Below are 25,697 nucleotides of genomic sequence, written 5' to 3'. Positions count from 1 at the left end.
GTGATGTCGAACTCCTTCGCCGACCAGACGCTGGCGCAGATCGAGCTGTTCACCAAGCCGCAGGAGTACCCGACCGACGTCTACGTGCTGCCCAAACACCTCGACGAGAAGGTCGCGCGCCTGCACCTCGACGCCCTCGGCGTCAGGCTGACCACCCTGCGCCCGGAGCAGGCCGACTACATCGGCGTCAAGGTCGAGGGCCCGTACAAGCCCGACCACTACCGCTACTGACGGACCCGCACGGCTGACACCGGCGTTCGAGCCGGGCTTGAGAGCCCGGCCGGATGCTGGAACGTCGGAATCGGGCCACCGGAGCAAGGGGCGAGGAGAGTCAGTTGGAGAGTCTGCGGGAGCGCGCCACGGAACTTGCGGCGATACGGGCCCTGGCCGTCGCCGGACCGAGCGAGCGGGCGACGGCCGCGCAGCACGCCAAGGGCAAGCTGACGGCGCGCGAGCGCATCGGGATCCTCTTCGACGAGGGCTCCTTCTGCGAGGTCGAAGGTCTGCGCAGGCACCGGGCGACGGGCTTCGGCCTGGAGGACAAGAAGCCCTACACCGACGGTGTGGTGACGGGCTGGGGCACCGTCCACGGCCGCACCGTGTTCACCTACGCCCACGACTTCCGGATCTTCGGCGGCGCCCTGGGCGAGGCCCACGCGGCGAAGATCCACAAGCTGATGGACCTCGCGGAGGCCGCGGGCGCCCCGATCGTGGGCCTGTGCGACGGCGCCGGCGCCCGCATCCAGGAGGGCGTGACCGCCCTCGCCGGATACGGCGGCATCTTCAAGCGCAACGTGCGCAACTCCGGCGTGATCCCGCAGATCTCGGTGATCCTCGGTCCCTGCGCCGGCGGCGCCGCGTACTCCCCGGCGCTCACGGACTTCGTGTTCATGGTGCGCGGCACCTCGCAGATGTTCATCACGGGCCCGGACGTCGTCCAGGCCGTGACCGGCGAGGCCGTCACCATGGAGCACCTGGGCGGTGCGGACAGCCACGCCGCGGTGTCCGGCGTCGCCTCCTTCGTCCACGACGACGAGCGCGCCTGCCTGGAGGACGTGCGGCACCTGCTGTCCCTGCTGCCGTCCAACAACCGCGAACTGGCCCCCGCCGGCGACCTGGAGGACCCGGCGGACCGCCGCAACGACACGCTGCTCGACCTGGTCCCCGCGCGCCCCACCCAGGGCTACGACATCCGCGAGGTGATCGAGGAGATCGTCGACCACGGCGACTACTTCGAGGTGCACGGCCAGTGGGCGCGGAACGTGGTCTGCGCACTGGCCCGCCTCGGCGGCCGCACCGTCGGCCTGGTCGCGAACCAGCCGCAGTACCTGGCGGGCGTGCTGGACATCGGCGCGTCGGAGAAGGCGGCGCGGTTCGTGCAGTTCTGCGACGCGTTCTCCATCCCGCTGGTCACCCTGATCGACGTGCCCGGCTTCCTGCCGGGAGTCGACCAGGAGCACCAGGGGATCATCCGCCACGGCGCGAAGCTGCTGTACGCGTACTGCAACGCCACGGTGCCGCGGATCAGCCTGGTGCTGCGCAAGGCGTACGGCGGCGCGTACATCGTGATGGACTCCAGCTCCATCGGCGCGGACGTGGCCCTGGCCTGGCCGTCGAACGAGATCGCGGTGATGGGCGCGGAGGGCGCGGCGAACGTGATCTTCCGCAGGGAGATCGCCGCCTCCGCCGACCCCGAGGCGACCCGGGCGCAGCGGATCAAGGAGTACCAGTCGGAGCTGATGCACCCGTACTACGCGGCCGAACGCGGCCTGGTGGACGACGTCATCGACCCGGCCGAGACCCGCTCCCGGCTGATCGCGACCCTCGACATGCTGCACGCGAAGAACGCCCCACGCCCGAGCCGCAAGCACGGCAACCTGCCGCTCTGAGACTTGATCCGTGCTCGGACCCCTCGGACGCACGAGCGCGCCCGGGTCCACCGGCTGGCGTCCATACCACGCCGGACCCACCCCGAACGTGTCTCCTCAGAGCCGGGGGGGCTACTCCGCAGTCAACTGGGAACATGACTGCTCGTCGATTTCCCGCTGGCCGGCGGCTGGCTCAGCGGCGGTCTGTGGCTCGCGGGTGGCCGGTGCCTGCGAAGGTGGGGTTCGTGCGCATGGTGATCCAGGCGCGGTAGGTGTTCTCCCGGGCCTGTTGGGCGAGGCTCTCCCAGCCCTTGGCCGCCGCCGCGTCCGCGAAGCGGACTTCCCAGTGGTCTTCCGGCGCCGGCGGTGCGGCGCGGTCGCCGCGGCCCGCGGTCATGCGGCGTCCCGGGGGTCCGGTGCCGGACCATGGTCTTCGCCGTGGTCTCTGGTCAGCACGACCAGCAGTTCGGGGTCGGAGTGGACTTCGGCGGTGTGCTGCCAGGCGGTGAGCAGCTGGGCGACGGACGCGCTGTTGCCGAGCGCGTCGGCAGCGCGCATGGTGTCGACCAGTTCGACGGCGAAGGCGTGGAGATCGGGCTCGGACAGGAAACGGACCCACGGGAAGGCGTCCGGCAGTATGTCGAGGAGTAGTTCCTTGCTGCCGGGTTCCCGGCGCGCCATCGCCGCCAGCATGCGGGTGGCTGCCGACACCACGGTCTGCTCCTGTTCGGCCCGCGCCGCGGTGGTGAGGACCAGATCCTCTCCGTCCCTGCGGTGCAGGAGCAGTCTCGGCGATTCCTGGAGTCGGGCAAGCGTCGGCTAGTTCTTGTTCACCAGCTCGGAGAAGTTCACGGCCGCAGGGTCGGTACTCATAACTTTGAAACTATTTCGAAAGTCTTCTTGGCGCCATCACCCGAAAGAGGGCCGTGCGTTCTCCGGGCCGGGCCGTCAAAGCAAGCCCGCAACGCAGTGGAGCCGGGTCGGGGATGGCCCGGCCCGGCTCCACGTTCGTCCGCGCCCGCCCGACGGATCGCGTCGGGCGGGCGCGGGGTCAGGTGGCGGTTCTGAAGGCCCGCTGGTACCACAGCAGCGGGCGGTCCGAGCCCGCCAGGCGGACGTCCAGGACCCGGCCGACCAGCAGGTCGTGGTCGCCCAGGGTGATGCGGTCGGCGAGCGCGCAGCGCAGGGCCAGCGCGTCGGGGACGTGCGGCAGGCCGGGGCTGCCCGGCCACTCCTCCAGCGGCGCGCCGGCGAACCGGTCGACGCCGCTGGTCGCGAAGCGGCCCGCCAGCTCGCGGTGCTCGTCCCCCAGCACGTTGATCACGAACTCGGGGACCTGCGTGAGCGCCCCGTGGCAGCTGGACGTGTGCGCGATGCCGACCAGCACGAGGGGCGGCTCCAGTGACACCGAGGTCACCGCGCTGGCGGTGAACCCCCAGGGCTGCCCCGCCGCGTCACGTGTGGTGACCACGGTCAGCGGCGCCGCCAGCAGGGACATGGCTTCCTTGAAAGTCGCCCCGTCGACGGCGGGCCACTTCTCTTGCAGTCGGGTCGGCATGTCGGCTCCGTCCTTGAGCGTGGTCAGCGGGAGGCCGTGGCCTGGGCCGCGGCCTCCCGGGCCTGGGCGGCGAAGCCGTCCTTGTTCTCCGAGACCCACTTCTGGGAGGCCCGCCGGCTGTCGAGGGCGCCGGTGAAGTGCGGGGCCACATAGCGGGCCAGCAGCTCGTAGCTGCGCTTGGTCTGCTCGCGCGTCGCCCAGTCCTGGGTGTTGACCAGCAGGGTGCCGAAGCCGCCGCTCTCGCGCTGCATGCGCTCGATGCCCTCGATGGCGTCCTCGACGGAACCGATGATCGCCGTGTGGGTCTCCACGGCCACCTCGGCCTCCCGGCCCTCGGGGAGCTTCGCGGAGGCGCCGACGGTGTCGCGCACGTACTCGCGGAACCAGTGGCTCATCCCGGCGCGGACCTGGTCGAGGGCCTCCTCGCGGGTCTCCGCGATGTGCACGCAGATCGCCACGCGCCACTTGGAGCGGTCCACGCTCTGGCCGTACTTGGCGGCCTCCTCCTCGCCCGCGGCCCACAGCTGGGCCAGCGGCGGCTCGGACATGCCCGGGCGGCCCGCGAAGGTCAGCGCCTCCAGGCCGTACCGGCCGGCCAGGCGCATGCCCCGCTCGGTGCCGGCGCTGGCGACGGCCATGTCGAAGCGCGGCTTGGTGTACGGGCGCAGGTGCAGCATGGCGTCGCGCAGCTCGAACCAGTCGGTCTTCATGGTGACCGGCTCGTCGCCCTGGAACAGGCGGACCAGCGCCTCCAGCGACTCGGCCATCATGCGGCGCTGGTCGCCGGCGGATATGCCCATCATGTGGGCGTCGGCGGGCGAGACTCCGGCGCCCATGCCGAACATGGCACGCCCGCCGCTCTGGTGGTCCAGCTGCACGATGCGGTTGGCCGCGGTCAGCGGGTGGTGGTAGGGCAGGCTCACCACGCCGGTGCCCAGCTTGATGCGGCGGGTGCGCTCGGCCGCGGCGGCGAGGAAGACCTCCGGCGAGCTGACCGTGGACCAGCCGCCCGAGTGGTGCTCGCCCACCCACGCCTCGTCGAGGCCGAGCTCGTCGAGCCAGTGGATCAGGTCCAGGTCCCGCCAGAAGGCGGTGGTGGGGTCCTCGCCCAGCGAGTGGAACGGAGGGATGAAAGCACCGAACTTCAGCGTCATGACTGTATTCCTTCGAGGGGTCGGGCCGCCGTGCCGGCGAGCCAGAGGGAAAGCTGGTCGGCGAGCAGCCGCAGGTGCGGCGACTGCATGACCGTGTAGTGGTCGCCCGGCAGCGCGACGTAGTGGAAACCGGAGGGGAACAGCTGGGACCAGGCGGCGACCGCCTCGTCCGTGGAACCGTCCTCGGCGCGCAGGAACGCGGTCGCTCCCGCGTACGGCTGCGGCGCGTAGGACAACAGGGCCCGGAAGTTGCGGGCGAAGCGGGTGTAGATCTCGCCGAACACCTCGAGGCCGATCCCCGCGGGCAGGACGCCCTGTTCGGCGGCCTTGGTGTGGAGGATCTCGAAGGCGGCGTCGGGGCAGTCCGCCGCCCGGAACAGCTCCGGGTCCGGCTCCCACGAGGTTCCGGCGAGACCCGCCAGGTCCCGGCCGAACCAGGAGAGCAGGACGGCGTCGTCGACCGACGCCCGCTCCGGCGCCGGGCCCGGGGGCTCCAGCAGGTCGACCACCGCGAGGTGCTCGACCTCCTGCCCGGCCGCGGTCAGCTGCTGGGCCATCTCCAGGGCGATGACCCCGCCCATGGACCAGCCGCCGAGCCGGTACGGCCCCTGCGGCGCCACGGCGGTGAGGGCGGCGACGTAGTGCGCGGCCAGCTCGGGCACCGTGGCGAGGACCTCGTCGTCCGGCACCTGGAGGGCGTAGAACGGCTGGTCCTCGCCGAGCAGTCCGGCCAGCTCGCCGTAGCAGAGCACGTCCCCGCCGACCGGGTGGACGAAGAACAGCGGGGGACGCGTGCCCCCGGTGCGGATCGGCACCAGGGCGGCGCGGCGCACCGACCCGCCGGCCTCCCGGATCGCCGCGGCGAGCAGGGCGATCGTCGGCCGGGCGAACAGGGTCGACAGCGGCAGCGAGCAGCCGAGCCGCGCCCGGATCTCGGCCATCAGCCGGACCGCGAGCAGCGAGTTGCCGCCCAGGGCGAAGAAGTCGGTGTGCACCCCGAAGGCGGCTCCGGGGAAGAACTCCGACCAGATCGCGGCCAGTCCGCCCTCCGTCAGGTCCCGGGGCCGCTGCGCCGCGTCCCCGTCCGCGGCCTCGGCGCCGGGCACCGGCAGCGAGGAGCGGTCGACCTTGCCGTTGGCGGTCAGCGGCAGCTCGTCGAGGAGCAGGATGTACTGCGGGACCATGTAGGAGGGCAGGGCCGCGCCGATCGTCTTGGCGAGCAGCTCGGGCGTCACCTCGCAGCTGCGGTCCTCGTCGAGGACCACGTAGGCCACCAGGCGCTTGGCGCCCTGGCGTTCGCCGACCGCCGAGGCGACCGCGGCGCGCACCCCGTCGCAGGCCAGCAGCGCGGCCTCGATCTCGCCCAGCTCGATCCGGTAGCCCTGGATCTTGACCTGGAAGTCCTCCCGCCCCAGGAACTCGATGTTCCCGTCCGGCAGGTAGCGGCCCAGGTCGCCGGTGCGGTACAGCCGCTCCCCGGTGGCCGGGTGGCGCAGGAAGGCCGCCCGGGTCTTCGCCTCGTCGCCGAGGTAGCCGCGGGCCAGGCCCGCGCCGGAGATGTACAGCTGGCCGGGCACCCACACCGGGCTCGGCTGCATGGCCTCGTTCAGTACGTGGAACTGCTGGTTCAGCAGCGGCTTGCCGTACGGGACCGAGGTCAGCGACGGGTCGGCCTCGCCGGTCACGTGGTGCGCGATGGACCAGATCGACGCCTCGGTCGCGCCGCCCAGGCTCCACACGGCCGCCTCGGGCAGCAGCGCGGTGATCCGCTCGGGGAGGGTCAGCGGAATCCAGTCGCCGCTCATCATCACCGTGCGCAGCGGCAGCGTGCCGGCCATGCCGGCGGCCAGCGCGTGCTCGGTGAACATCTCCATCAGCGTCGGCACGCTGTTCCACACGGTGACCCGGTGCTCGGTGACCAGCTCGGCCCAGCGGCCGGGCTCGCGGTGGGCGTCGGGGGCCGGCAGCACGATCGCGCCGCCCGCGGCCAGGATGCCGAACACGTCGTACACCGACAGGTCGAAGTTGAGCGCGGACAGGGCCAGGACCCGGTCCTCCCGCGTGATGCCGAACCGCTCGTTGACGTCCAGGCAGGTGTTCAGGGCGCCGGTGTGCTCGATCATCACGCCCTTGGGCGTGCCCGTGGAGCCGGAGGTGAAGATGACGTACGCGAGGTCGCCGGGGCGGGCGGGCGAGGCGGGCAGCGCGCCGGCCGGCACGGCCAGCGCCTCGGGGCCGTCCACGCACAGCCGTGACGTCCCCTCCGGCCACTGGACGTCCGCCTCGACGCGGCCCTGGGTCAGGACCAGGCCGATGCCGGCCTTCTCGCACAGCAGCCGCAGCCGCTCGGCGGGCACCCCGGCGTCGATGGGCACGTAGGCGGCGCCCGCCTTCAGCACGCCGAGGGTGGCGGCGACCTGCTCCCAGCCCTTCTCCATCACGATGCCGACGAACGTGCCGGCGCCGGCGCCGCGCTCCAGGAGCCAGCGGCCCAGCCGGTCGCTGTGCTCGTCCAGTTCGCCGTAACTGAGCTCCCGGTCCGGGGCGATCACCGCGACCCGGTCGGGGTGCGCGGCGGCCTGCCGCGCGAACGGCTCGTGCAGCAGCTCCGCGGGCAGCGGCCCGGCCGTCGCGTTGGCCGCGCGGCGCACCTCCAGCTCGGCCGCCGGGGCGAGGGCCGGCGCCGGGCGGCGCCAGGCGTCCTCCTCCACGCACAGGCCGCGCAGCACGTCCAGGTACGCCGCGAACATCGCGTCGATCATCCCGGCGGGGAAGAGCTCCTCGATGACGTCCCAGTTCACGATCAGCGCGCCGGCGTCCTCGACCACCTGGTGGTCGAGCCACACCTGCGGGGTGCGGATCGAGCTGGAGACCTCCTCGCCGCCCTCGCCGATGGCGGTCAGGTGCTGCGCCAGGCCCATCGAGGCCGCGGAGTCCTCCTTGGCCGCGAAGTTGACGGTGCTGGCGAAGACGACCGGCATGTTGGCGCGGGCGTTGCCGCCGCGGGCCCGGTTGAGCTCGCGCAGCACCGCGACACCGCTGACGTGGCTGTGCTCCAGGTCGTTCCACAGCTGGCGCTGGATGCGCCCGGCCCGCTCGCCGAAGGCGACCGAGGCCGTGGAGTCGATCTCCAGCAGCGTGGTGGCGCTGAAGTTGCCGAGCACGCTGCCGACCTGCTCGTGCAGCGGCAGCCGGTTGAAGAACAGCACGTTCAGCGTGAAGCGGCTGGACTTGCTCCAGGAGGCCAGCACCTGGGAGTAGGCCGTGCACAGCGCGGCCGACGGGGTGACTCCGGCCGCCGCGGCGTACGCCTTGAACCGCGACCAGTCCTCGGCCTCGATCCGGCTGGAGCGGTGGGTGAACGCCGGCGCCTCCAGCGAACCCGGGTCCGCGGCCAGCGGCAGCTCGGGCGCCGGCGGCAGCGTGTCGAGCCGCTCGCGCCAGTAGGCGAGCGAGGCCGCGTGCAGCTCGGTCTCCTCCACCGCCTTGGCCGTGACCACGTAGTCCCGGTAGGTCAGCGGGACCTCGGGCAGCGTGTCCGCCTCACCGCGGTAGGCGGCCGCCCACTCGCGGAACAGCAGCGAGGTGCTCCACGCGTCGATGATCAGCGCGTCGAGCCCGATGTGCAGACGGGTGCGGCCCTGCGTCACCCGCGTGGCGCGGATGTCGAACAGCGGCCACACCGCCGTGTCGAAGACCTGCCCGGCGACCTCGTCGTGGAGCTCGGCCAGCCGCGCGCCGCGCTCCGCCTCCGTACACCCGCGCAGGTCGGTGGTGCGGATCTCGTACGGGGCGACCTCGGGCAGCACCCGCTGGTAGCCGTCCTCGGTCATCACCGCGCGCAGCATGTCGTGCCGGTCGATCATCAGCCGCAGGGCGTCCTGCAGCCGCTGCACGTCCACCCCGTCGAGGTCGACCTCGATGAAGAAGTACGTGGAGACGTTGCCCAGTTCGAAGGCGCTGGAGCGGCCCACCAGGTAGGCCTGCTGGAGGTCGGTCAGCGGGAACGGCTCGTAGCGCGCCGCCTCGTCGCGGACCAGCTCCGGCAGCCGTCCGCCGCCCGCGACGGGCTGCGCCGCGGCGTCCTGCCCGCCCGAGCCGGCCGGGGCGTCCTCGGGGGTGCCGAGGGTCTCCAGGATCTGGTCGCCGAGCGTGCGGACGCTGCGGCCCTCCAGGAACGCCACCAGCGGCAGCGACACCCCGAGCGCGGCGGACAGCGCCTCCTTGACCTCCAGGGCCATCAGCGAGTCCAGGCCGAGGTTCTGCAGCGGCTCGTCGCGGTCGACCGCGTCCGGCACGGTGCCCAGCGCGCGGGCGACCGTCGCCGTCAGCAGATCCCGTACGCCCGGCGCGTCCAGCGGCCCCGGGGCGGCGGCCGCGGCGAGCGGGGCAGCGGCGGGCAGCGCCCGGGCGGCCGGAGCGGCGGCGGCGTCGGTGCGCAGCAACTGGTCCTTCTCCGCGCGGCGCAGGCACACCCCGGTGGCCTCGACCACCGTGCGGCCCCGGGCGTCGTACAGCGCGGCCTCGGCGAGCAGCATGCCCTGCGGGTCGGGCGACGGCAGCAGCCGCACCCGGCAGTACGTCTCGCCCTGCACGCCGGAGAACCCGTGGAAGGCGAACCGGTCGATGCCCACCAGCATGAACGTGGCGTCGGCCGGGGTGCCATCGGGCAGGCAGGCGAACAGCGACTGGAACAGCGCGTCGGTCTGCCCGGGGTGCAGCCGGTAGCCGTCCGCCTCCCCGGGTCGCGGCGCGCGCATCCTCGCGACGGCCTCGCCCTCGCCGCTCCACACGTGGTCGATCCACTGGGCGGTGGGGCCGAGGTAGAGCTTGCGGCGCCACATCCGGCGGTAGAACTCCTCACCGGTGGTCTCCTCGGCGAGCGGGGCCCGCAGCGCGTCGAGGTCGGCCGCGGCCGGGGCGGCCGCGGGCAGCGGCGCCACCTTGCCCTGCGAGTGCAGCAGCCAGCCGGCGCCGTCCCGCCGGGCGGAGTAGTAGCGGTAGGCGGTGCGGCCGCCGGGAGCCGGGTCCAGGACGAGCTGGACCCGGGCCCGCTGGTCCTCGTCGAGGATCATGCTCTGCAGGACCAGGCACTCCTCGATCAGCGCGCCCGCGCCGCCGCCGTCGGCCCGGGCGGCCTGCAGGGCCGTCTCGAGGTAGACGCCGATGTTGACGACGGGCAGCCCGTCCATCACGCAGTCGCCCAGACAGGGGTGGCCGGCGGTGTCGAGCAGCGCCGAGTACTGGACGGAGTCCAGCGGCGAGGGCACCCGCTCGCCCAGCAGGCGCGCGGAGGCCGTCCCGTCCGCGGCGGGCGCGGCCGCCGGGCGGGAACTCGGCGTGAACCAGTGCCGGGTGCGCTGGAAGGGGTACGTCGGCAGTGCGGCGCGCCGCCGGCCCCGGCCCGCGTCGTACGCGGCCCAGTCCACGGCGACCCCCAGCGCGTACAGCGCGCCCAGGCTGTCCAGGACCACCCGGCCGTCGTCGTGGCCCTTGCGCAGTGACGGCAGGAAGACCGGGGCCTGCTCGCCGTCGCCCGCACCGGGCAGGAACCGCTTGGCCATGCCGGACAGCGCCGGCTGCGGGCCGGTCTCCACGAACACCCGGAAGCCCAGCCCGTGCAGGGCGGTCATGCCCCGCAGGAAGTCCACGGGACGGCGGATGTGCTCGCGCAGGTAGCCCGCCGAGAACGCCTGCGGGCCGGTCAGCGGCTCGCCGGTCACGTTGGAGACGACCGGGATCCGGGGGGCCGCGTACGTCAGCGACGCCGCGACGGCCTCGAAGCCGTCCAGCACCGGGTCCATCAGCGGCGAGTGGAAGCCGCGGGTGACCGTCAGCCGCTTGGACTTCACGCCGTCGGCGGCCAGGCCGGCGAGCAGCACCTCGAGCACCTTGGCGCCGCCCGAGACGACCAGGGACTCGGGGCCGTTGACCGCGGCCACCGACAGCTCGCCCTCGTAGGGCGCCAGCGCCTCGGCGAGCCGCTCCTCGGTGGTGAAGACCGCCGCCATGGCGCCCTCCACGGACAGCTCCTGCATCATGCTGCCGCGGCGCACCGCGAGGGTCAGCGCGTCCTCGAGGGACAGCACCCCCGCCACGCAGGCCGCGACGATCTCGCCGATGCTGTGGCCGAGCACGGCGCCCGGCGTGACGCCCCAGGAGCGCCAGAGCTCGGCCAGCGCGTACTCGACGGCGAACAGGGCCGGCTGGGTCCAGCGGGTCTCGTCCACCAGCGCGGCGTCGGCGGGCGCCGGGTGCAGCACGGACAGCAGCGAGCGGTCCGTCAGCTCCGAGACGATCGCGTCGCAGCGGTCGATCGCCTCCCGGAAGACCGGCTCGCTCGCGTAGAGGCCCGCGCCCATGTCCGCGTACTGCGCGCCCTGCCCGGTGAAGAGGAAGGCCACCTTCGGCTGTGCGCCGCCCGGCACGTGGCCCGTGCGCACACCCGCCGGCAGGACCGCGCCGGGGGCGAACGCGGCGAGCTTCTCGCGCATCTCCGCGGCGGACCCGGCGACCGCGGTCAGCCGGTGCGCCAGCGGGGCGCGGCCGGTGGCGGCGGTGTGGCAGACGTCGGCGAGCGGGGCCGCGTCCGGCCCGTCCAGGTACGCGGCGTGCCGGGCGGCCACCTCGGCGAGCGCGGCCGGGCTCTTGGCGGACAGCGCCAGCAGCTGCGCGGTCCGCTCGCCCCCGGCCCGCCCGTCCGCGGAGTCGGCGGCGGCCGGGACGGCCGGCGCCTCCTCGACGACGACGTGGGCGTTGGTGCCGCTCGCGCCGAACGAACTCACGCCGGCCAGGCGGGGCCTGTCACCGCGCGGCCAGGCCACCGCCGTCCTCGGGAAGACCACCGAGAGGTCCTCGAGGCCGATCTCCGGATTGACCTCCTCCAGGTTCAGCTGCGCCGGTATCTCCTCGTGCTGCAGCGCGAGCACGACCTTGATCAGCCCGGCGATGCCGGCGGCCGGCTCCAGGTGGCCGATGGTGCTCTTGACCGAGCCGACGACCAGTTCCTCCCCCGGCGCCCGTCCGCCGAGTACGGCGTCCAGGGCGCGCAACTCCAGCGGGTCGCCCAGCGGGGTGCCGGTGCCGTGCGCCTCCACATAGCCGATCTCGGCGGGCTCGACGCGGGCCGAAGCCAGCGCCGCGCGGATCACGTCCTGCTGGGCGGCGGCGTTCGGGACGGTGATCCCGGAGCTGCGGCCGTCCTGGTTGACGGCGGAGCCGCGGATGACGCCGAGGATCCGGTCGCCGGCCGCCTGCGCGTCGGAAAGCCGCTTGAGGACGACGACCCCGCAGCCCTCGCTGCGCACGTAGCCGTCGGCACGGGCGTCGAAGGTCTTGCAGTGGCCGTCGGGCGCCAGCATGTTCGCCTTGTCGGCGATGGTGAACCACTCGGGCGACAGCAGCACGTTGACCCCGCCCGCCAGCGCCATGCCGCTCTCCCCGGAGCGCAGGCTCTGGCACGCCAGGTGCACGCCGACCAGCGAGGACGAGCACGCGGTGTCGACGGAGAGGCTGGGGCCCCGCAGGCCCAGCCAGTACGAGAACCGGCCCGCCGCGAAGGTGGAGGCGTTGCTGGTCAGGCTGTACGCCTCCAGCTCGGCCGGGTCGATCTGCTGCATCTGGCTCTGCACGTAGTCGTACGTGGTGACGCCGAAGTACACCCCGGTGTCCGAGCCGTTCAGCGCGGCCGGCGAGATGCCCGCGTGCTCCAGCGCCTCCCAGCCCACCTCCAGCAGCAGCCGCTGCTGCGGGTCGAGGGTGGCGGCCTCGCGCGGCGAGATCCCGAAGAAGGGGGCGTCGAATCCGTCGACCCGGTCGAGGAAGCCGCCGAGGCGGCTGCCGTGCCGGGTGGTGTCCCAGCGGTCCTCGGGCACCTCGCGGATGCCGTCCCGGCCCGAGCTCAGGAACTCCCAGAACTCCTCGGGGCCCTCGGCGCCGCCGGGCATCCGGCAGGCCAGGCCGACGATGGCGATGGGCTCGGTGCGGGCGCGTTCGGCGGCGTCCAGCTCGGTGCGCAGGCGGCGGATCTCGCGCACGCTCTGCGCGAGTACGTTCTGCCGCTCGTGGTCTCTGTCGGTCATCTGGCTGCTCCGGCTGCGGGCGTCGGGGAACCGGACTCCGCGGCCAGCACGGCGAGGAGTTCGGCTTCGGAAAGGTCGTCGAGGGAGGTGTCGTCCGCGGACCCGGAAAGGTCCGAAGGCGCCTGCGGTGCGGGGATCAGGGCGGGTACGGGGGCGGGGGCCGGCGCGGCGGACGCGGCCGCGGCGGCCTGCGGGCCGGCCTCGGCCGCCGCCCGCTCCGCCAGGACCAGCAGGTGCGCGGACAGCTCCTGCACCGACGGGTGCTCGAACATCACCGTCGCCGGGAGGCGGCGGCCGAGGAGGGCCTCCAGCCGGACACGGGCATCGCGGGCGAGCGTGGAGTCCATGCCCATCTGGAAGAAGCCGGCCGTCCGGTCGATCCGGTCGGGGCTCAGCTCCAGGGTTCCGGCCACCGCCTCGGTGACCTGGGCGCGCACCAGTTCGGTGCGGGCCTCGCCGGGCTCGGCGGCCGCCACGGCCGCCACCAGCGCGGGCAGCTGCCCGCGCCCGCCGGCGGTGTCCGGCTCGTCCGCCGCGCGGGTGGCGCGGGCGTCGAGCGCGACCGGGCCGGCGGAGCCCGAGGCGCGGAACCAGAAGCGCTCGTGCTGCCAGGCGTACGCGGGCAGCGGCACGGGACGCGCGGGGGCGGCCGGGAGCAGCGCGGTGAGCTCGGCGGGCAGTCCGTTGGCGTGCAGGGAGCCCAGGATCTCCAGCAGGCCGTGCGCCTCCGGCTCGTCGCGCCGCATGGACGGCAGGGCCAGCCCCTCGCGGCCGGAGTGCTCGAAGGCCTGCTCGACGGCCGACAGCAGCGTCGGGTGCGGGCTCATCTCGACGAACACCCCGTGGTCGCCGTCGATCAGGGAGCCCACGGCGTCCCAGAAGAGCACCGGTTCGCGCAGGTTGGACGCCCAGTACTCGGCGTCGAAACCGGAGCCGTCGCACAGTTCGCCGGTGACGGTCGACAGCACCGGCACCCGGCCGGCGCGGGGCTCGATGCCCTTCAGCTCGGCCAGCAGGTCCTCGCGCAGCGCGTCGACCTGCGGGCTGTGCGAGGCCACGTCCACCTTGACGTGGCGGCAGAAGACGTTGCGGGCCCCGAGATCGGCGGCCAGTTCGGCCAGCACCTCCGGGTCCCCGGAGAGCACCGTCGAGGTGGGGCTGTTGCTGACCGCGACCGAGACCCGGTCGCTGTGGTCGGCGACGAACTCGGTGGCCTGGTCGAAGGGCAGGCCCGCCACCAGCATCGCGCCCTGCCCGCTGATGCGGCGCAGCAGGAGACTGCGCCGGCAGATGATGCGGGCCGCGTCGTCCAGGCTCAGCACGCCGGCCACGTGGGCGGCGGCCACCTCGCCCATGCTGTGGCCGACCACCGCGTCCGGCTCGACACCGAAGGCGCGGGCCCGGGCGGCGAGCCCCACCGCGACGGCGAACAGGGCCGGCTGGATGACGTCGATCCGCTCCAGCGGCGCCCCGTCCTCCAGGCCCATGACCGCGTCGATGACGGAGAACCCGCCGTCGGTCCACCGCTTGAAGGCCTCGTCGCACTCGGTGACGGCGGCTTCGAACACCGGGCAGGTGCGCATCAGTTCCCGGCCCATCCCGGCCCGCTGGGCGCCTTGGCCGGGGAAGACGAAGACGACCTTGTCGGCGATGTCGCCGCCGGTGCGGCCGGTGACCACCGAGGCCGGGGACTTGTCCGCCAGCCACATCTCCAGCCGCTCGGCCGCCTCGGCGTGCGTGCTCGCGGCGACCGCGAGCCGGTGCGCGTGCCGGGTGCGGCGGGTCGCGGCGCCGTGCACCAGCGCGGAGAACGGCTCCTCGCGCGTCTGCGCGGCCCGGAGGTGGTCGCGCCAGGCACGGGCCATCGGGACCAGCGCCTCGGCGGTGCCCGCGTAGACCGGCAGCAGCCAGGGGCCCCGCGCGGCCTGCGGCGCCTCGGCGGCCGCACCGTCCTGAATGGCCCGCGCGTCCTGGGCCGCGGGCCGCTCCCGCGCGGCGGGCTCCTCCTGCGGGGCCGGGCCGAGGATCACATGGGCGTTGGTGCCGCCCGCGCCGAAGGAGCTGACGGCGCCGTGGCGCCGTTCGGCGGGCTCGTCCCAGCTCGCCGCCTCGGTGGGGATGCGCAGCCGTCCGCCGCCGAGCGAGATGTGCGGGTTGACCTCCTCCAGGTGGAGGTTGGGCGCGATGGCCCGGTGGTGGATGCTCAGCGCCACCTTCATCAGGCCGGCCAGGCCGGCGCCCGCCTCCAGATGGCCGATGTTGGTCTTCACCGACCCCAGCGCACAGCTCCCGCCGCCCGCGTCCGCCGTCCCGTACACCTCGTGCAGGGCCTCGACCTCGATCGGGTCGCCCAGGCTCGTGCCGGTGCCGTGCGCCTCCAGCAGGGTGACCTGCGAGGGCTCAAGGCGGGCCGAGCGCAGCGCCGCCTTGATGACGTCGCGCTGCGACAGGCCGCTGGGCGCCGTCAGCCCGTTGGTCAGGCCGTCCTGGTTGACGGCGGAGCCGCGGATGACGGCCCAGATCCGGTCGCCGTCCCGGGTGGCGTCCGAGAGCCGCTTCAGGACGAGCACGCCGACGCCCTCGCCGCGCGTGTAGCCGTCGGCCTTCGCGTCGAAGGTCTTGCAGCGGCCGTCGGGGGCGAGCGGCAGGCCCTTGGAGTGGGCGACCGTCATCGTCGGCGACAGGATCAGGTTCATCCCCGCGGCGACCGCCGTCGAGCACTCCTGGCCGCGCAGGGACTGGCAGGCCAGGTGCACGGCCACCAGCGAGGACGAGCAGGCCGTGTCGACGGTCATGCTCGGGCCGCGCAGGTCGAGCTGGTACGAGAGCCGGTTGGAGATGATGCAGTTGGTGCCGCCGACGACGGTGTAGGTGTCGAGGCCGGCCGGGTCCTCCAACTGCATCTGGAGGTAGTCGCTGGCGTTGGCGCCGACGAACACGCCCGTCGCGCTGCCCTGGAGCTTCTCCCGGGGCAGGCCCGCGTCCTCCAGCGCCTCCCAGGCCACCTCCAGGAAGTGCCGCTGCTGGGGGTCCATGCGCGCGGCCTCGCGCGGGGATATGCCGAAGAAGTACGGGTCGAAGCGGTCCACCCCGTCGATGAACCCGCCGAACCGCATGGTGGTGCGGCCCGGGGCGCCGGGGTCGGGGTCGTAGTAGGCGTCGGCGTCCCAGCGGTCGCCGGGCACCGAGGTGATCGCGTCCGTGCCGGAACGGATCATCTGCCAGAAGTCGCCGGGTGAGCCGACCCCACCCGGCAGTCGACAGCCCATGCCGACGATGGCGATGGGCTCGTGGCGCTTCTGCTCCAGCGCGTCCAGCCGGCCCCGCAGCATGCGGACGGCGGACAGTGCCTTGACGAGGGCGTCCCCGGAGCGGTCTTCGGCCGGGGCGGCCGCGGCGGCTGTGCTGCTCATCTAGAAGGTCTCCATCCGCTCGCTGAGTTCCGCGAGTTCACGTTCGAGGAGGGCCTCGAGGCTCTCCGGGTCTGCTGCACCGTCCACCGCCGCGGGCCCGGCTCCGGCTTCGGGGCCCTGTTCGGGCGCCTCGTCGCCGTCGAGCGCCAGGCCCGCCTTGCCGGCCAGGAAGGGCGCGATGTCCCGCACGGTCGGGTAGTTCCAGATGAGCGTGGCCGACAGCTCCACCCCGAAGGCCGCCTCCAGGCGGTTGCGCAGCTCCAGCGACATCAGCGAGTCGATGCCGAGCGAGCGCAGCGGGGTGTCGGGGTCGATGCGGCGGGCGGGCAGCTTGACCACCTGCGCGGTGATCTCCCGTACCGCCGTCTCGAACGCGGCCCGCCGCTGTGCCACGGGCAGTTCCGCGAGCTCCGCGGCGACCGCCCCGTGCGCCGGTCCGCCCTCCGCACCGTCCTGGCCGGCGGCCAGGACCGGCACCGCGTCGAGCCGGATGACGCGCAGCCCCTCCGCGTCGGCCAGCGGGGTGCCGTCGGCGGACAGGATCCGTACGCGGGCCTGCCAGTGCCGGTCGTCGCCGCCCGGCTCGACCTGCGCGTACGCCCACAGCTCGCCCGAGAGCGCTCCGTACACCCGCAGCCGGCCGATGGACTCGCTGACGAAGCCCTGCGTGGCGCCCTCACCCCACGCGGCGCCGAGCAGCGGCGCCACGGCGCACTGCAGGGCCGAGTCGAGCAGCGAGGGGTGCACCCGGTAGCCCGGGTCGGTGGGCAGGGCGGCGGGGTCGGGGGCGATCCGGGCCAGGGCGGCGCCCTCGCCGCGGGTGAGACGGGTGATGCCCTGGAAGGCGGGCCCGTAACCCAGGCCGCAGGCGGCCAGCGCACGGTAGTAGGCCGGCCCCTCCAGGCTCTCGTCCAGCGGCGCGGCCAGCGCGGCCGGATCCAGCCGCCCGCCCGGGTCCGGCGCGTCGCCGAACAGGACCCCGGTCTCGGCCACGCACAGCGGGCCGTCCTCCTCGCGGACGAAGAAGCGGATCCGCGCCCGCTCGCCGTCCGAGCCCTCCAGTACCGCCTGCACCCGGCGCACGCCCTGCGCGGGCAGCACCAGCGGCTCGCGGAAGGCGAACTCCTCCAGCACGGGGTGGGCGCCGGGCCGGACCTGCGCGCACATCGCGAGGGCCATCTCGGCGAAGGCGGCGCCGGGCAGGACCGCGGCCCCGCCGATGCGGTGGTCGAAGGAGGCGGCGGCCGTCGCGTCGAGGTCCATCTGCCAGAAGTGGGAGCCCGGGGCGAGGGGGGAGTCGAGGCGCTCGCCGAGCAGGCCCCGGCGCAGCGCCCGGCCGCCCGCGGCGGCGCCCGGGGCGGGGGCGTCGATCCAGAACCGCTCCCGCTGCCACGCGTAGGAGGGCAGCTTCGCCCGGGCCGCCGGGGTCAGTGCGCGCTCCACGCGGGCCGGCGCGCCCAGGACGTGCAGCCGGCCCAGCGAGCCGAGCAGGGTGTCGCGTTCCTCCTCGCGGCGGCGCAGCGACGGCAGCGCGGCCACGCCCGTACCGCTCTCGGCGGCGACCTGCTCCACGGCTGGCAGCAGGATCGGGTGCGGGCTCATCTCGATGAAGACGCTCACGCCGTCCTCGACGAGGCGGGCCACCTGGTCGCCGAAGAGCACCGGCTCGCGCAGGTTGTCGGCCCAGTAGCCGAGGTCCATCTCGGTGCCGGAGGCCACCGAGCCGGTCACGGTCGAGTAGACGGGGACGTTTCCGGCCCGCGGGGCGATGCCCTCCAGCGCGCGGAGCAGGTCCTCGCGCAGCGGGTCCATCTGCGGGCTGTGCGAGGCCACGTCCACCTTGACCCAGCGGCAGAAGACCTGGTCGGCCTCCAGCCGCCGCGCGATCGCGGTGAGCGCGTCGCGGTCGCCGGACAGCACCGTGGAGCGGGGGCTGTTGTTGACGGCGACCGACACCAGGTGCTCCTGGCCGGCGAGCAGCTCCCGGGCCTGGTCCATCGTCAGCTCGCAGGCCAGCATGGCGCCCAGGCCGGCGGCGCGGCGCAGCAGCAGGCTGCGCCGGCAGATGATCCGGGTGGCGTCCTCGATGCCGAGTGCGTCGCTGACGTGGGCGGCGGCGACCTCACCCATGCTGTGCCCGATGACCGCGTGGGGTTCGATGCCCCACGAGCGCCACAGGGCGGCGAGCGCGACCTCGACGGCGAACAGCATGGGCTGGACCACGTCGATGCGGGTCAGCTGCGAGTTCTCCTCGTCGGCGCACAGCTCGGCCTCGATCGACCAGTCGATCCAGGCCCGGGCGGCGGCGTCGGTGGTGCGGATCGATGCGGCGAACGCCGGCTCCGTGCGCAGCAGTTCGCGGCCCATCCCGACCCATTGGGAGCCCTGGCCGGGGAAGACGAAGGCGACCTTGGGCCGGGACTCGGCCGGCTTCGCGCCCTCGTGGAGCTGCGGCGGGCGCTCGCCGTCCGCGTGGGCGGCCAGCGCCTCGGCGAGCTCGGCGGTGTCGCGGGCGACGACGCAGAGCCGGTAGGGGTGGTGGGCCCGCTCCAGGCCCGCCCGGGCCAGGGCGGGGAGCCGGTCCGGAAGCCGGTCCGGGAGCCCGTCCGGCGCCGTGGCGCCGCCCGTGGTGTCACCCGGGGTTTCTGCCGGGGCCTCGGCCGCGGCGCCGTCCGCCAGGGTGGCGGCGACGGAGCGGGAGAGGTCCCGCAGGGCCTGCGGGGTGCGGGCGGAGAGGGTGAACAGCTCGGCGGTGGGCGGCCGTTCGTCCGGCAGCCGCACCTCGAAGCCGAGGTCGGCGAGGGCGGTGAGGGTCTCCAGCAGACCGGCCCGGTCGTCCTCGCCCTCGCGGCGCATGGTGCCGAGCACGGTCGCGGTGCCGCCGTACTCCTCGGCGGACTGGCGCAGCGCCGGTGCCAGCACCGGGTTGGCGCTGATCTCGACCAGGACGCCGGTCCCGCGGGTCAGCAGGTGGGCGGTGGCCGGGGCCAGCAGGACGGGCCGGCGCAGGTTGCGCACGAAGTAGGAGGCGTCCGCCTCCCGCCAGTCCAGCGGCTCGCCGGTCACGGAGGAGATCATCGGGATGCGGCCGGGCCGCGGGGTGAGCGTGCCGATGGCCGCTTCGAGATCGGCGGTGATCGGGTCGATGCCGGGGCTGTGGGCCGGCAGGTCGACGCGGATCATGCCGCAGAGCACGCCCTCGGCCTTCAGGTCGGCCACCAGGGCCTCCAGCGCGGCGCGGGGGCCGGCGAGGCCGGTGGTGCGGGGCCCGTTCTGGGTGGCGACGGAGATGTCCTCGCCGCCGGCGCGGTCGTCGAGGCGCTGCTGGAGGTCGGCGGCGGAGAGCTCGACGACGGCCATGCCGCTGCCGGATCCGGCGACGCGGCGCTGCTGGTCGCTGTAGTGGTGGATGAGGCGGACCGCGTCCGGCAGGTCGAGGATGCCGGCGATGACGGCGGCGGCGATTTCCCCGAGGCTGTGGCCGACGACGGCGTCCGGGCGGATTCCGCAGGCCTCGAGCCAGGCGGCGATGCCGACCTGGATGGCGAAGAGGAGGGGCTGCATCACCCCGACGTCGCCGCTGCGGGCGGTGTCCTCGTCGGCGTGCAGTTCGTCGAGCAGCGACCACCCGGTGTGCCGGGCGAGTTCGCGGTCGCAGTCCTCCAGCACGGAGCGGAAGACCGGTTCCGTACGGAGCATGGCGCGGGCCATTCCGACCCACTGCTGCCCGTACGGGGAGCATATGAAGGCCACCTGCGGGTGGCCGGCGGAGACGGCTGCGGTGCCGGGGCCGGGTCTCTCCCGCAGGGTCAGCGGCGCGGGCGCGTCGTGGGCCTCGAGGACGACGTGGACGTTGGTGCCGCCCCAGCCGAAGGCGCTCACCCCCGCCCGGGCCGGGCCCTGCGTCTGCGGCCACGGCTCCTCCGCCGCGGTGACCCGCAGGCGCAGGTCGCCGAAGGGGATGTGCGGGTTGGGCGTGTGGAAGTGGATGCTGGGCGGGATGCGGCGGTGGCGCAGCGCCAGGGCCGTCTTGACCACGCCGGCGATTCCGGCGGCCGCCTCGAGGTGGCCGATGTTGCTCTTGACCGACCCGATGCGCAGCGGCGCCTCCTCGGCGCGGCCGCGGCCGTAGACCGCGCCGAGCGCGGTGGCCTCGACGGGGTCGCCGAGCGCGGTGCCCGTGCCGTGGGTCTCGACGTACTGGACCTCGGCGGGGGAGATGCCGGCCTGGCGGCAGGCGGCGCGCAGCACGGCCTCCTGGGCGAGCGGGTTGGGGGCGGTGAGCCCGTTGCTCAGGCCGTCGTTGTTGGTGGCCGTGCCGCGGATCGTGCACCAGATGTCGTCGCCGTCGGCCAGCGCCTTCGACAGCGGCTTGAGGACGATGACGCCCGCGCCCTCGCCGCGGCCGAAGCCGTCGCCGCGGGCGTCGAACGCCTTGCACCGGCCGTCCTGGGAGAGGCCGCCGAACTTGCTGAGCGAGACCATCGTCTCCGGGCTGAGCAGCAGGTTCACCCCGCCCGCGACGGCGGTCTCGGACTCGCCGGCCCAGATGCTCTGGCAGGCGAGGTGGACCGCGAGCAGGGAGGAGGAGCACGCCGAGTCCAGCACGACGCTGGGGCCGGTGAGCCCGAGGACGTAACTGAGCCGGTTGGCGACCATGTTCAGGGCGCGGCCGGTGGCCGTGTGCAGGGAGGTGCCGGCGGGGTCGGCCGCGCCGAGGTCGGCGTAGTCGTGCCAGATCGCCCCGGCGAAGACACCGGTCGCGGTGCCGGAGAGCCGGCCGTCGGAGAGGCCGGCGTCCTCCAGCGCCTCCCAGGCGACCTCCAGGAAGAGCCGCTGCTGCGGATCCATCTCCTGCGCCTCGCGCGGGGATATGCCGAAGAAGAGCGGGTCGAAGGTGTCCACGGGGCCGCGCAGGAAGCCGGCCTGCGAGGTCACCATCTTGCCGGCGGCGCCCGGGTTGGCGTCGAGGTAGGCGGCGGCGTCCCAGCGCTCGGCCGGAACCTCGCTCACCGCGTCGGTGCCCGAGCGCAGCAGCTCCCAGAACTCGTCCAGGGTGTCGGCCTGCGGGAGGCGGCACGCCATGCCGGTGACGGCGATCGGCTCGCGGACGCCGCCCGGCGCGGCCCGGAAGGTGTCCGGGAGCTCGGCGGGTGCGTCGGGTTCGCCCTCGACGACGCGGGCGGCGAGCGCCGCGATGCTGGGGTGCGACCACATGAGCGCCGGGGAGAGCCGGCTGCCGGTCAGCTCCGAGAGGTCGCCCATGAGGGCGACGGCGCGCATGGAGTCGATGCCGATGCTCGAGAAGAGGTCGTCGTCCCGGATCTCGTCGGGTGCGCGTCCCGACCGTACGGCGATCTCCTCGCGCAACCACTGCGATACGGCCTCGACCGTGTCCCATCTGGACGTGTCGATGTGCCCGGAACCCTTGCCCATCTGCATGAGAACCCCCTCCGTTTGTACATAACGTGGCAACACTTGAGCGCTGATGGATCGTTCTTCGACCGTCCGCGTGCGGCGGGACGGGTTGTCCTGGCATGTCCGTGATGCGGTCAACAGGCCCAGAAATTAAGGAAGTTGCGTTCCGTTTAGTGCGGGAAGTGCGGGGGGACGGCGGCCGCGGTGCGGCCCCGCCGGGGATGCGGTGCGGTTGTGGGTTTCCCACAGGGGAGTGCTGCGGCCCGGGGGTGGCGGCCCGGGGTGGGGGGAGGCCGGGACCGGGCGGCGGCGGGTGCGCCCGGGGCCCTTTTTCCGCGGCCGTGGCGGCCGGGTGCGGACAACAGTGCCCGCCGACCCCGAAGGGGCGGGCGGGCACTGAGGGGCGGCGCGGCGCGCGCCGGGTCAGGGACGGAGACTCGGCTCGTCCTTCGCCGGGGCGGGCGGGGCCGCGGGGGTACCCGGTGCCTGGGCACCCGGCGCCGTGGCGCCGGGGGCCGCGGCACCCGGGGCGGCCGCGCCCGGCGGGGGTCCGGGCGGGGCCGGCGGGGTCTTGGGGAGCCAGCGCAGGGCCACCAGGGCCGAGGCGAGGGCGACACCGGCGACGACGAAGAGCGTGGACTGCATGCCGCTGACGTAGGCGTCGGACGCCTTGGCCAGCAGCGCCGGGGCCTGGTCGCCCAGCTTGGCGGCCTGGACGGCCCGGATGGTGCCGCCGATGGATCCGGCGGCCTCGTCGCGCAGGGCCTCCGGCAGGACGTTCACCGCGTCGCCGATCGAGGAGCGGTAGCCGGAGCTCAGCAGGCTTCCGATGATCGCGATGCCGAGGGCACCGGCCACCTGGCGGGCGGTCTGCGAGACCGCCTGGCCCGCACCGGCCTTGACCGGCGGGACGACGGACATCAGCGAGGCGGTGGCGGGGGCCATGATCGAGCCCCAGCCGACGCCCAGGACCAGCTGCGTGACGATCAGCAGCCAGGTCGGCGTACCGGCGTCGAAGAAGGCCGCGCCCAGGGCCGACAGGGCGATGGCCGCCGAACCCGCGGCGACCACGGCGCGGGGGCCGAACTTCATGACGAGCTTGGGGCAGCGGGCGGAGACGACCATGGAGGCGATGCCCATGGGCAGCACCAGCAGGCCGGCTTCCAGCGGCGAGAAGCCGAGGACCGCCTGGAAGTAGAACTGCGAGATGAAGATCGAGCTGATGAGCGCGAAGAAGCACAGGGCGATGGCCCCGGTGCCGGCCGAGAAGCGCGCGTTCTTCAGGAGGCTCACGTCGAGCGAGGGGGCCGCGATCCGCTTCTCGAAGAGGACCAGCCCGACGAGCAGGAGGAGACCGCCCGCGATGGCGCCGAGCGCACCGGTGCTGCTCCAGCCGTCCTCACCCGCGAGGACGATGCCGTAGACCAGCAGGCCGACGGAGACGATCGACAGCAGCACGCCGAGGGGGTCGAACGCGGTGCGGACCGGGTTCTTCGACTCGGGCACCAGCACGATCATCAGGGCGACGGCGATGGCGATGAGCGGGGCGTTGATGAGGAAGATCGAGCCCCACCAGAACGCTTCGAGCAGCACGCCCCCGAGGACCGGACCGACCGCCATGGCCACACCGGCGGCCGCGGCCCAGCCGGCGATGGCCTTGGGGCGCTCGGCCGGCGGGAAGACGTTCATGAGGATGGCGAGGGTGACCGTGGGAACCACGGCCGCGCCCACGCCCATGACGGCGCGCCAGATGATGAGCTGGACGATGTCGGTCGCGAAGGCGCCGAGCACCGAGCTGACACCGAACAGGACGAGTCCGGTGATCAGGGTCTTCTTGCGGCCGAACCGGTCGGCGCAGACGCCGCCGGTGAAGAGGAACGCCGCGAAGGTGATCAGGTACGAGTCCAGGGCCCACTGGAGCTCGCCGTTGGTCGCGTCGAGGCTCTGCTGGATGGGGTTGAGCGCGACGTTGATGATCGTGAGGTCCATGACCACGACCAGCACCGTCGATGCGAGCAGAGCCAGGATCGCCCGGCGGCGCCCGCTGCTGACTTCGGGATTCATTGCCCGTCCTTCGTTGAGTTTTTCCTCTGGTGGCCGCCGGCGCGGTCCGCGCCGCGAGGGCGGCGCGGACCGCGGTTCGGCTCGCCCTACTACTCGGCCCAGGGGAGCGGAATCTTCTTGTCCTCGTTGCCGGGCATGCTGGCCTGGCCGCCGACGGCCATGGCGACCAGCGCCTGGGTGTCGCCGACCGCGGTGAGCTGACGCACGGCCCCGCCGGGGATCGCCACGGCCTCGCCGGCCTTGACCTCGCCGTCCTCGCCGTCGATGGTCACCTTGAACGCGCCGGACAGGGGCATCCAGACCTGCTCGCGGTCGATGATGTGGACCGGCGTCGAGGAGTCCGCGCCGAGCTCCACACGCCAGGTGCTGATCTCCGTGCTGCCCTGGCTGGGGGCGGCGAGGCCGAACATCGCACCCGACGGGGTGCGGGTAGTCCGCTGCTCGCTCTCGCTGACCACGTTCATTGCGACCTCCGTGTGTAAAGAAGCTTTACTTCGCTTGCTCCACGAGTAAAGCTGCTTTAGTCGTGGGTGTCAAACGGCAAAGAGGACCGCGCCGAGAGCGTTCCCGCGGGTAACGGAGAACGGCTCGAGTTCTGCTGGAGTCCGGAGGGCGTCGTGGGAGTAAAGCGTCTTTCCAAGGTGTGGCAGCATGGCCGGATGGAGTCCACAGCAGAGACCGGAAGCCCCGGAGCGAAAGCACGCCAGGCGGCAGACCCGCTGGCCAGAGCTGAGCTGACCTATCTGCTCGGCATGTCCTTCCAACTCGTCCTGTCCGAATTCGTATCCCGGCTCGACGCCGCCGGGTACGACGATCTGCGGCCGGTGCACGGACTGGTGTTCCAGGCGCTCTACGGCGAGGGCGCCACCAGCAGCGAGCTCGCGGACCAGCTCGGCGTCACCAAGCAGGCGGCCGGGCAGATCGTCGACGACCTGGCGGCCCGCGGCTATGTGGAGCGGCGGCCCCACCCGGCGGGCGGGCGGCGCAAACTCGTCGTCCTGACCGACCGGGCGCTGGAGCACCTCGCGGTGGCGGGGCGCCTGATGTTCGAGATGGAGAGCGAACTGGAGCAGCGCCTGGGCTCCCAGAACCGCCGGGTCCCGCGCGCCGAACTGGCCGCCCTGATCAGGGCCATGGCGGATGACGACCTGCCGCCGCTGCGGCCGCTGTGGTGAGCGGTCGGGGCGGAGGGCCGGTACGGCGGCCGGGGCGCACCGGGCGCACGGGGCGGCCGGAGTGTGCGGTCGGAGGCGTCGGACGCGTCGGATGCGTCGGATAGGCCACGGGAGTCCCCGGCCTATCCGCGGTGGGCCCGGGTGAGAAGGTCCGTCGCGCTTTCCAGGGCCGCCCGGCGGGTCTCCTCCGGGTCGCCCTCCACGTGCCGCAGGTACAGCACGCCCGCGTGCAGCGTGAACAGCGCGCTCACGCACCGGACCTGGTCCGTCAGCGGCCCGCCCTCAGTGCGCAGCAGTTCCACCAGTTGGAGCGTCCGGCTCTGCATGGCCCCGCCGATGCTCAGCTCGCGCATCGTCGCCTGGTTCTCCTGCATGAAGCGGAACAGGGAGGCCCCCGCGCTCATGGACTCGCTGTAGCGGCGGAGCACTTCGCGCTTGGTGTCCAGGGTGGGTGGCTGCTCCCGGGCCCAGGCGATCAGCTCGTCGACGGGGCGCGTCAGGTCGGCGAAGACACTGACGATGATGTCCTCCTTGGTCTTGAAGTGGTGGTAGAGCGCCGCCTTCGTGACCTCCAGCCGCTCCGCGATCTCGCGCAGCGAGGTCTTCTCGTAGCCCTGCTCGACGAACAGCTCCAGCGCCACGTCCTGGATGCGTCGGCGGGTGTCCCCGCGGCGTCCGTGTGCTCTGCGCGCGGTGCTGCCGGCCATGTCGGCCCTCCCTCTCGATGGACTTCTACGAACTTACTTGACGCCCGGCTAGTTAGCGGCCTACCTTAAGAGCGAACTAGCCGGGCGGCAAGTAAGTGCGCCCGGGTTTCCGGGCCGGGGAGGGCGCATGGTGGACACAGCGAAGACAGCGAAGACAGCGACGACTGCCGGGACTTCGGAGGGTGGCAAGCCGCGGAGTGTGGGGGTCGTCCTGGTGGCGGTCATGATCGCGATGCTGCTGGCCTCGCTGGACACGATG

General features: G+C 73.6%; 12 protein-coding genes and 1 pseudogene. 3 read left to right on the top strand and 10 right to left on the bottom strand.

Annotation, left to right across the window (positions count from 1 at the left end; genetic code table 11):
• Both AC07FY_RS32565 and AC07FY_RS32560 read left to right on the top strand, forming a co-directional pair.
• Positions 1-231 (top strand): adenosylhomocysteinase (locus tag AC07FY_RS32565; RefSeq protein WP_479013937.1); only part of this gene is annotated, 231 nt, incomplete at its 5' end.
• Between the two features lie 53 nt (positions 232-284).
• Positions 285-1,889, top strand: a complete 1,605-nt coding sequence (locus tag AC07FY_RS32560) for an acyl-CoA carboxylase subunit beta (RefSeq protein WP_479013934.1) — start codon at positions 285-287, stop codon at positions 1,887-1,889.
• Positions 1,890-2,061: 172 nt separating this feature from the next.
• Here AC07FY_RS32560 and AC07FY_RS32555 read toward each other — a convergent pair whose 3' ends face one another.
• From AC07FY_RS32555 to AC07FY_RS32515, 9 genes and pseudogenes are all read right to left on the bottom strand, one after another.
• Positions 2,062-2,265: a hypothetical protein gene (locus AC07FY_RS32555; RefSeq protein ID WP_479013931.1), complete on the bottom strand. Its 204-nt coding sequence runs from the start codon at positions 2,263-2,265 to the stop codon at positions 2,062-2,064.
• Positions 2,262-2,741 (bottom strand): annotated as a pseudogene (locus AC07FY_RS32550) (hypothetical protein). The gene AC07FY_RS32555 and the pseudogene AC07FY_RS32550 overlap by 4 nt, the downstream one beginning before the upstream one ends.
• Positions 2,742-2,919: 178 nt before the next feature.
• A complete protein-coding gene (locus AC07FY_RS32545) occupies positions 2,920-3,426 on the bottom strand; it encodes a flavin reductase family protein (protein WP_479013928.1) in 507 nt (168 codons plus the stop codon).
• 23 nt (positions 3,427-3,449) lie between these two features.
• Positions 3,450-4,580, bottom strand: a complete 1,131-nt coding sequence (locus AC07FY_RS32540; RefSeq protein ID WP_479013925.1) for an LLM class flavin-dependent oxidoreductase — start codon at positions 4,578-4,580, stop codon at positions 3,450-3,452.
• Positions 4,577-12,661, bottom strand: a complete 8,085-nt coding sequence (locus tag AC07FY_RS32535) for a hybrid non-ribosomal peptide synthetase/type I polyketide synthase (RefSeq protein WP_479013922.1) — start codon at positions 12,659-12,661, stop codon at positions 4,577-4,579. Before AC07FY_RS32535 ends, AC07FY_RS32540 begins: the two co-directional genes overlap by 4 nt.
• Positions 12,658-16,074 (bottom strand): type I polyketide synthase, encoded by a 3,417-nt coding sequence (locus tag AC07FY_RS32530; RefSeq protein ID WP_479013919.1) that lies wholly within the window; start codon positions 16,072-16,074, stop codon positions 12,658-12,660. The genes AC07FY_RS32535 and AC07FY_RS32530 overlap by 4 nt, the downstream gene beginning before the upstream one ends.
• Positions 16,075-21,516, bottom strand: a complete 5,442-nt coding sequence (locus tag AC07FY_RS32525; RefSeq protein ID WP_479013916.1) for an acyltransferase domain-containing protein — start codon at positions 21,514-21,516, stop codon at positions 16,075-16,077.
• A gap of 399 nt (positions 21,517-21,915) precedes the next feature.
• Complete coding sequence (locus tag AC07FY_RS32520) at positions 21,916-23,556, bottom strand: MFS transporter (protein WP_479013913.1); 1,641 nt, start codon at positions 23,554-23,556, stop codon at positions 21,916-21,918.
• A gap of 89 nt (positions 23,557-23,645) precedes the next feature.
• Positions 23,646-24,020, bottom strand: coding sequence for a cupin domain-containing protein (locus AC07FY_RS32515; protein ID WP_479013910.1), 375 nt, complete (start codon positions 24,018-24,020; stop codon positions 23,646-23,648).
• A 195-nt stretch (positions 24,021-24,215) separates the two neighbouring features.
• Between AC07FY_RS32515 and AC07FY_RS32510 the strand changes: the two genes are divergently transcribed.
• Positions 24,216-24,731 (top strand): MarR family winged helix-turn-helix transcriptional regulator, encoded by a 516-nt coding sequence (locus AC07FY_RS32510; RefSeq protein WP_479013907.1) that lies wholly within the window; start codon positions 24,216-24,218, stop codon positions 24,729-24,731.
• A gap of 122 nt (positions 24,732-24,853) precedes the next feature.
• Here the strand turns inward: AC07FY_RS32510 and AC07FY_RS32505 are convergent, their stop codons facing one another.
• Positions 24,854-25,438: a TetR/AcrR family transcriptional regulator gene (locus AC07FY_RS32505; RefSeq protein ID WP_479013904.1), complete on the bottom strand. Its 585-nt coding sequence runs from the start codon at positions 25,436-25,438 to the stop codon at positions 24,854-24,856.
• Positions 25,439-25,697: the final 259 nt, after the last annotated feature.

The sequence above is a fragment of the Streptomyces sp. NPDC045967 genome, assembly GCF_056430495.1.
The sequence above is the reverse complement of the archived record's forward strand: the minus strand, read 5'-3'. Positions and strand labels throughout refer to the sequence as shown.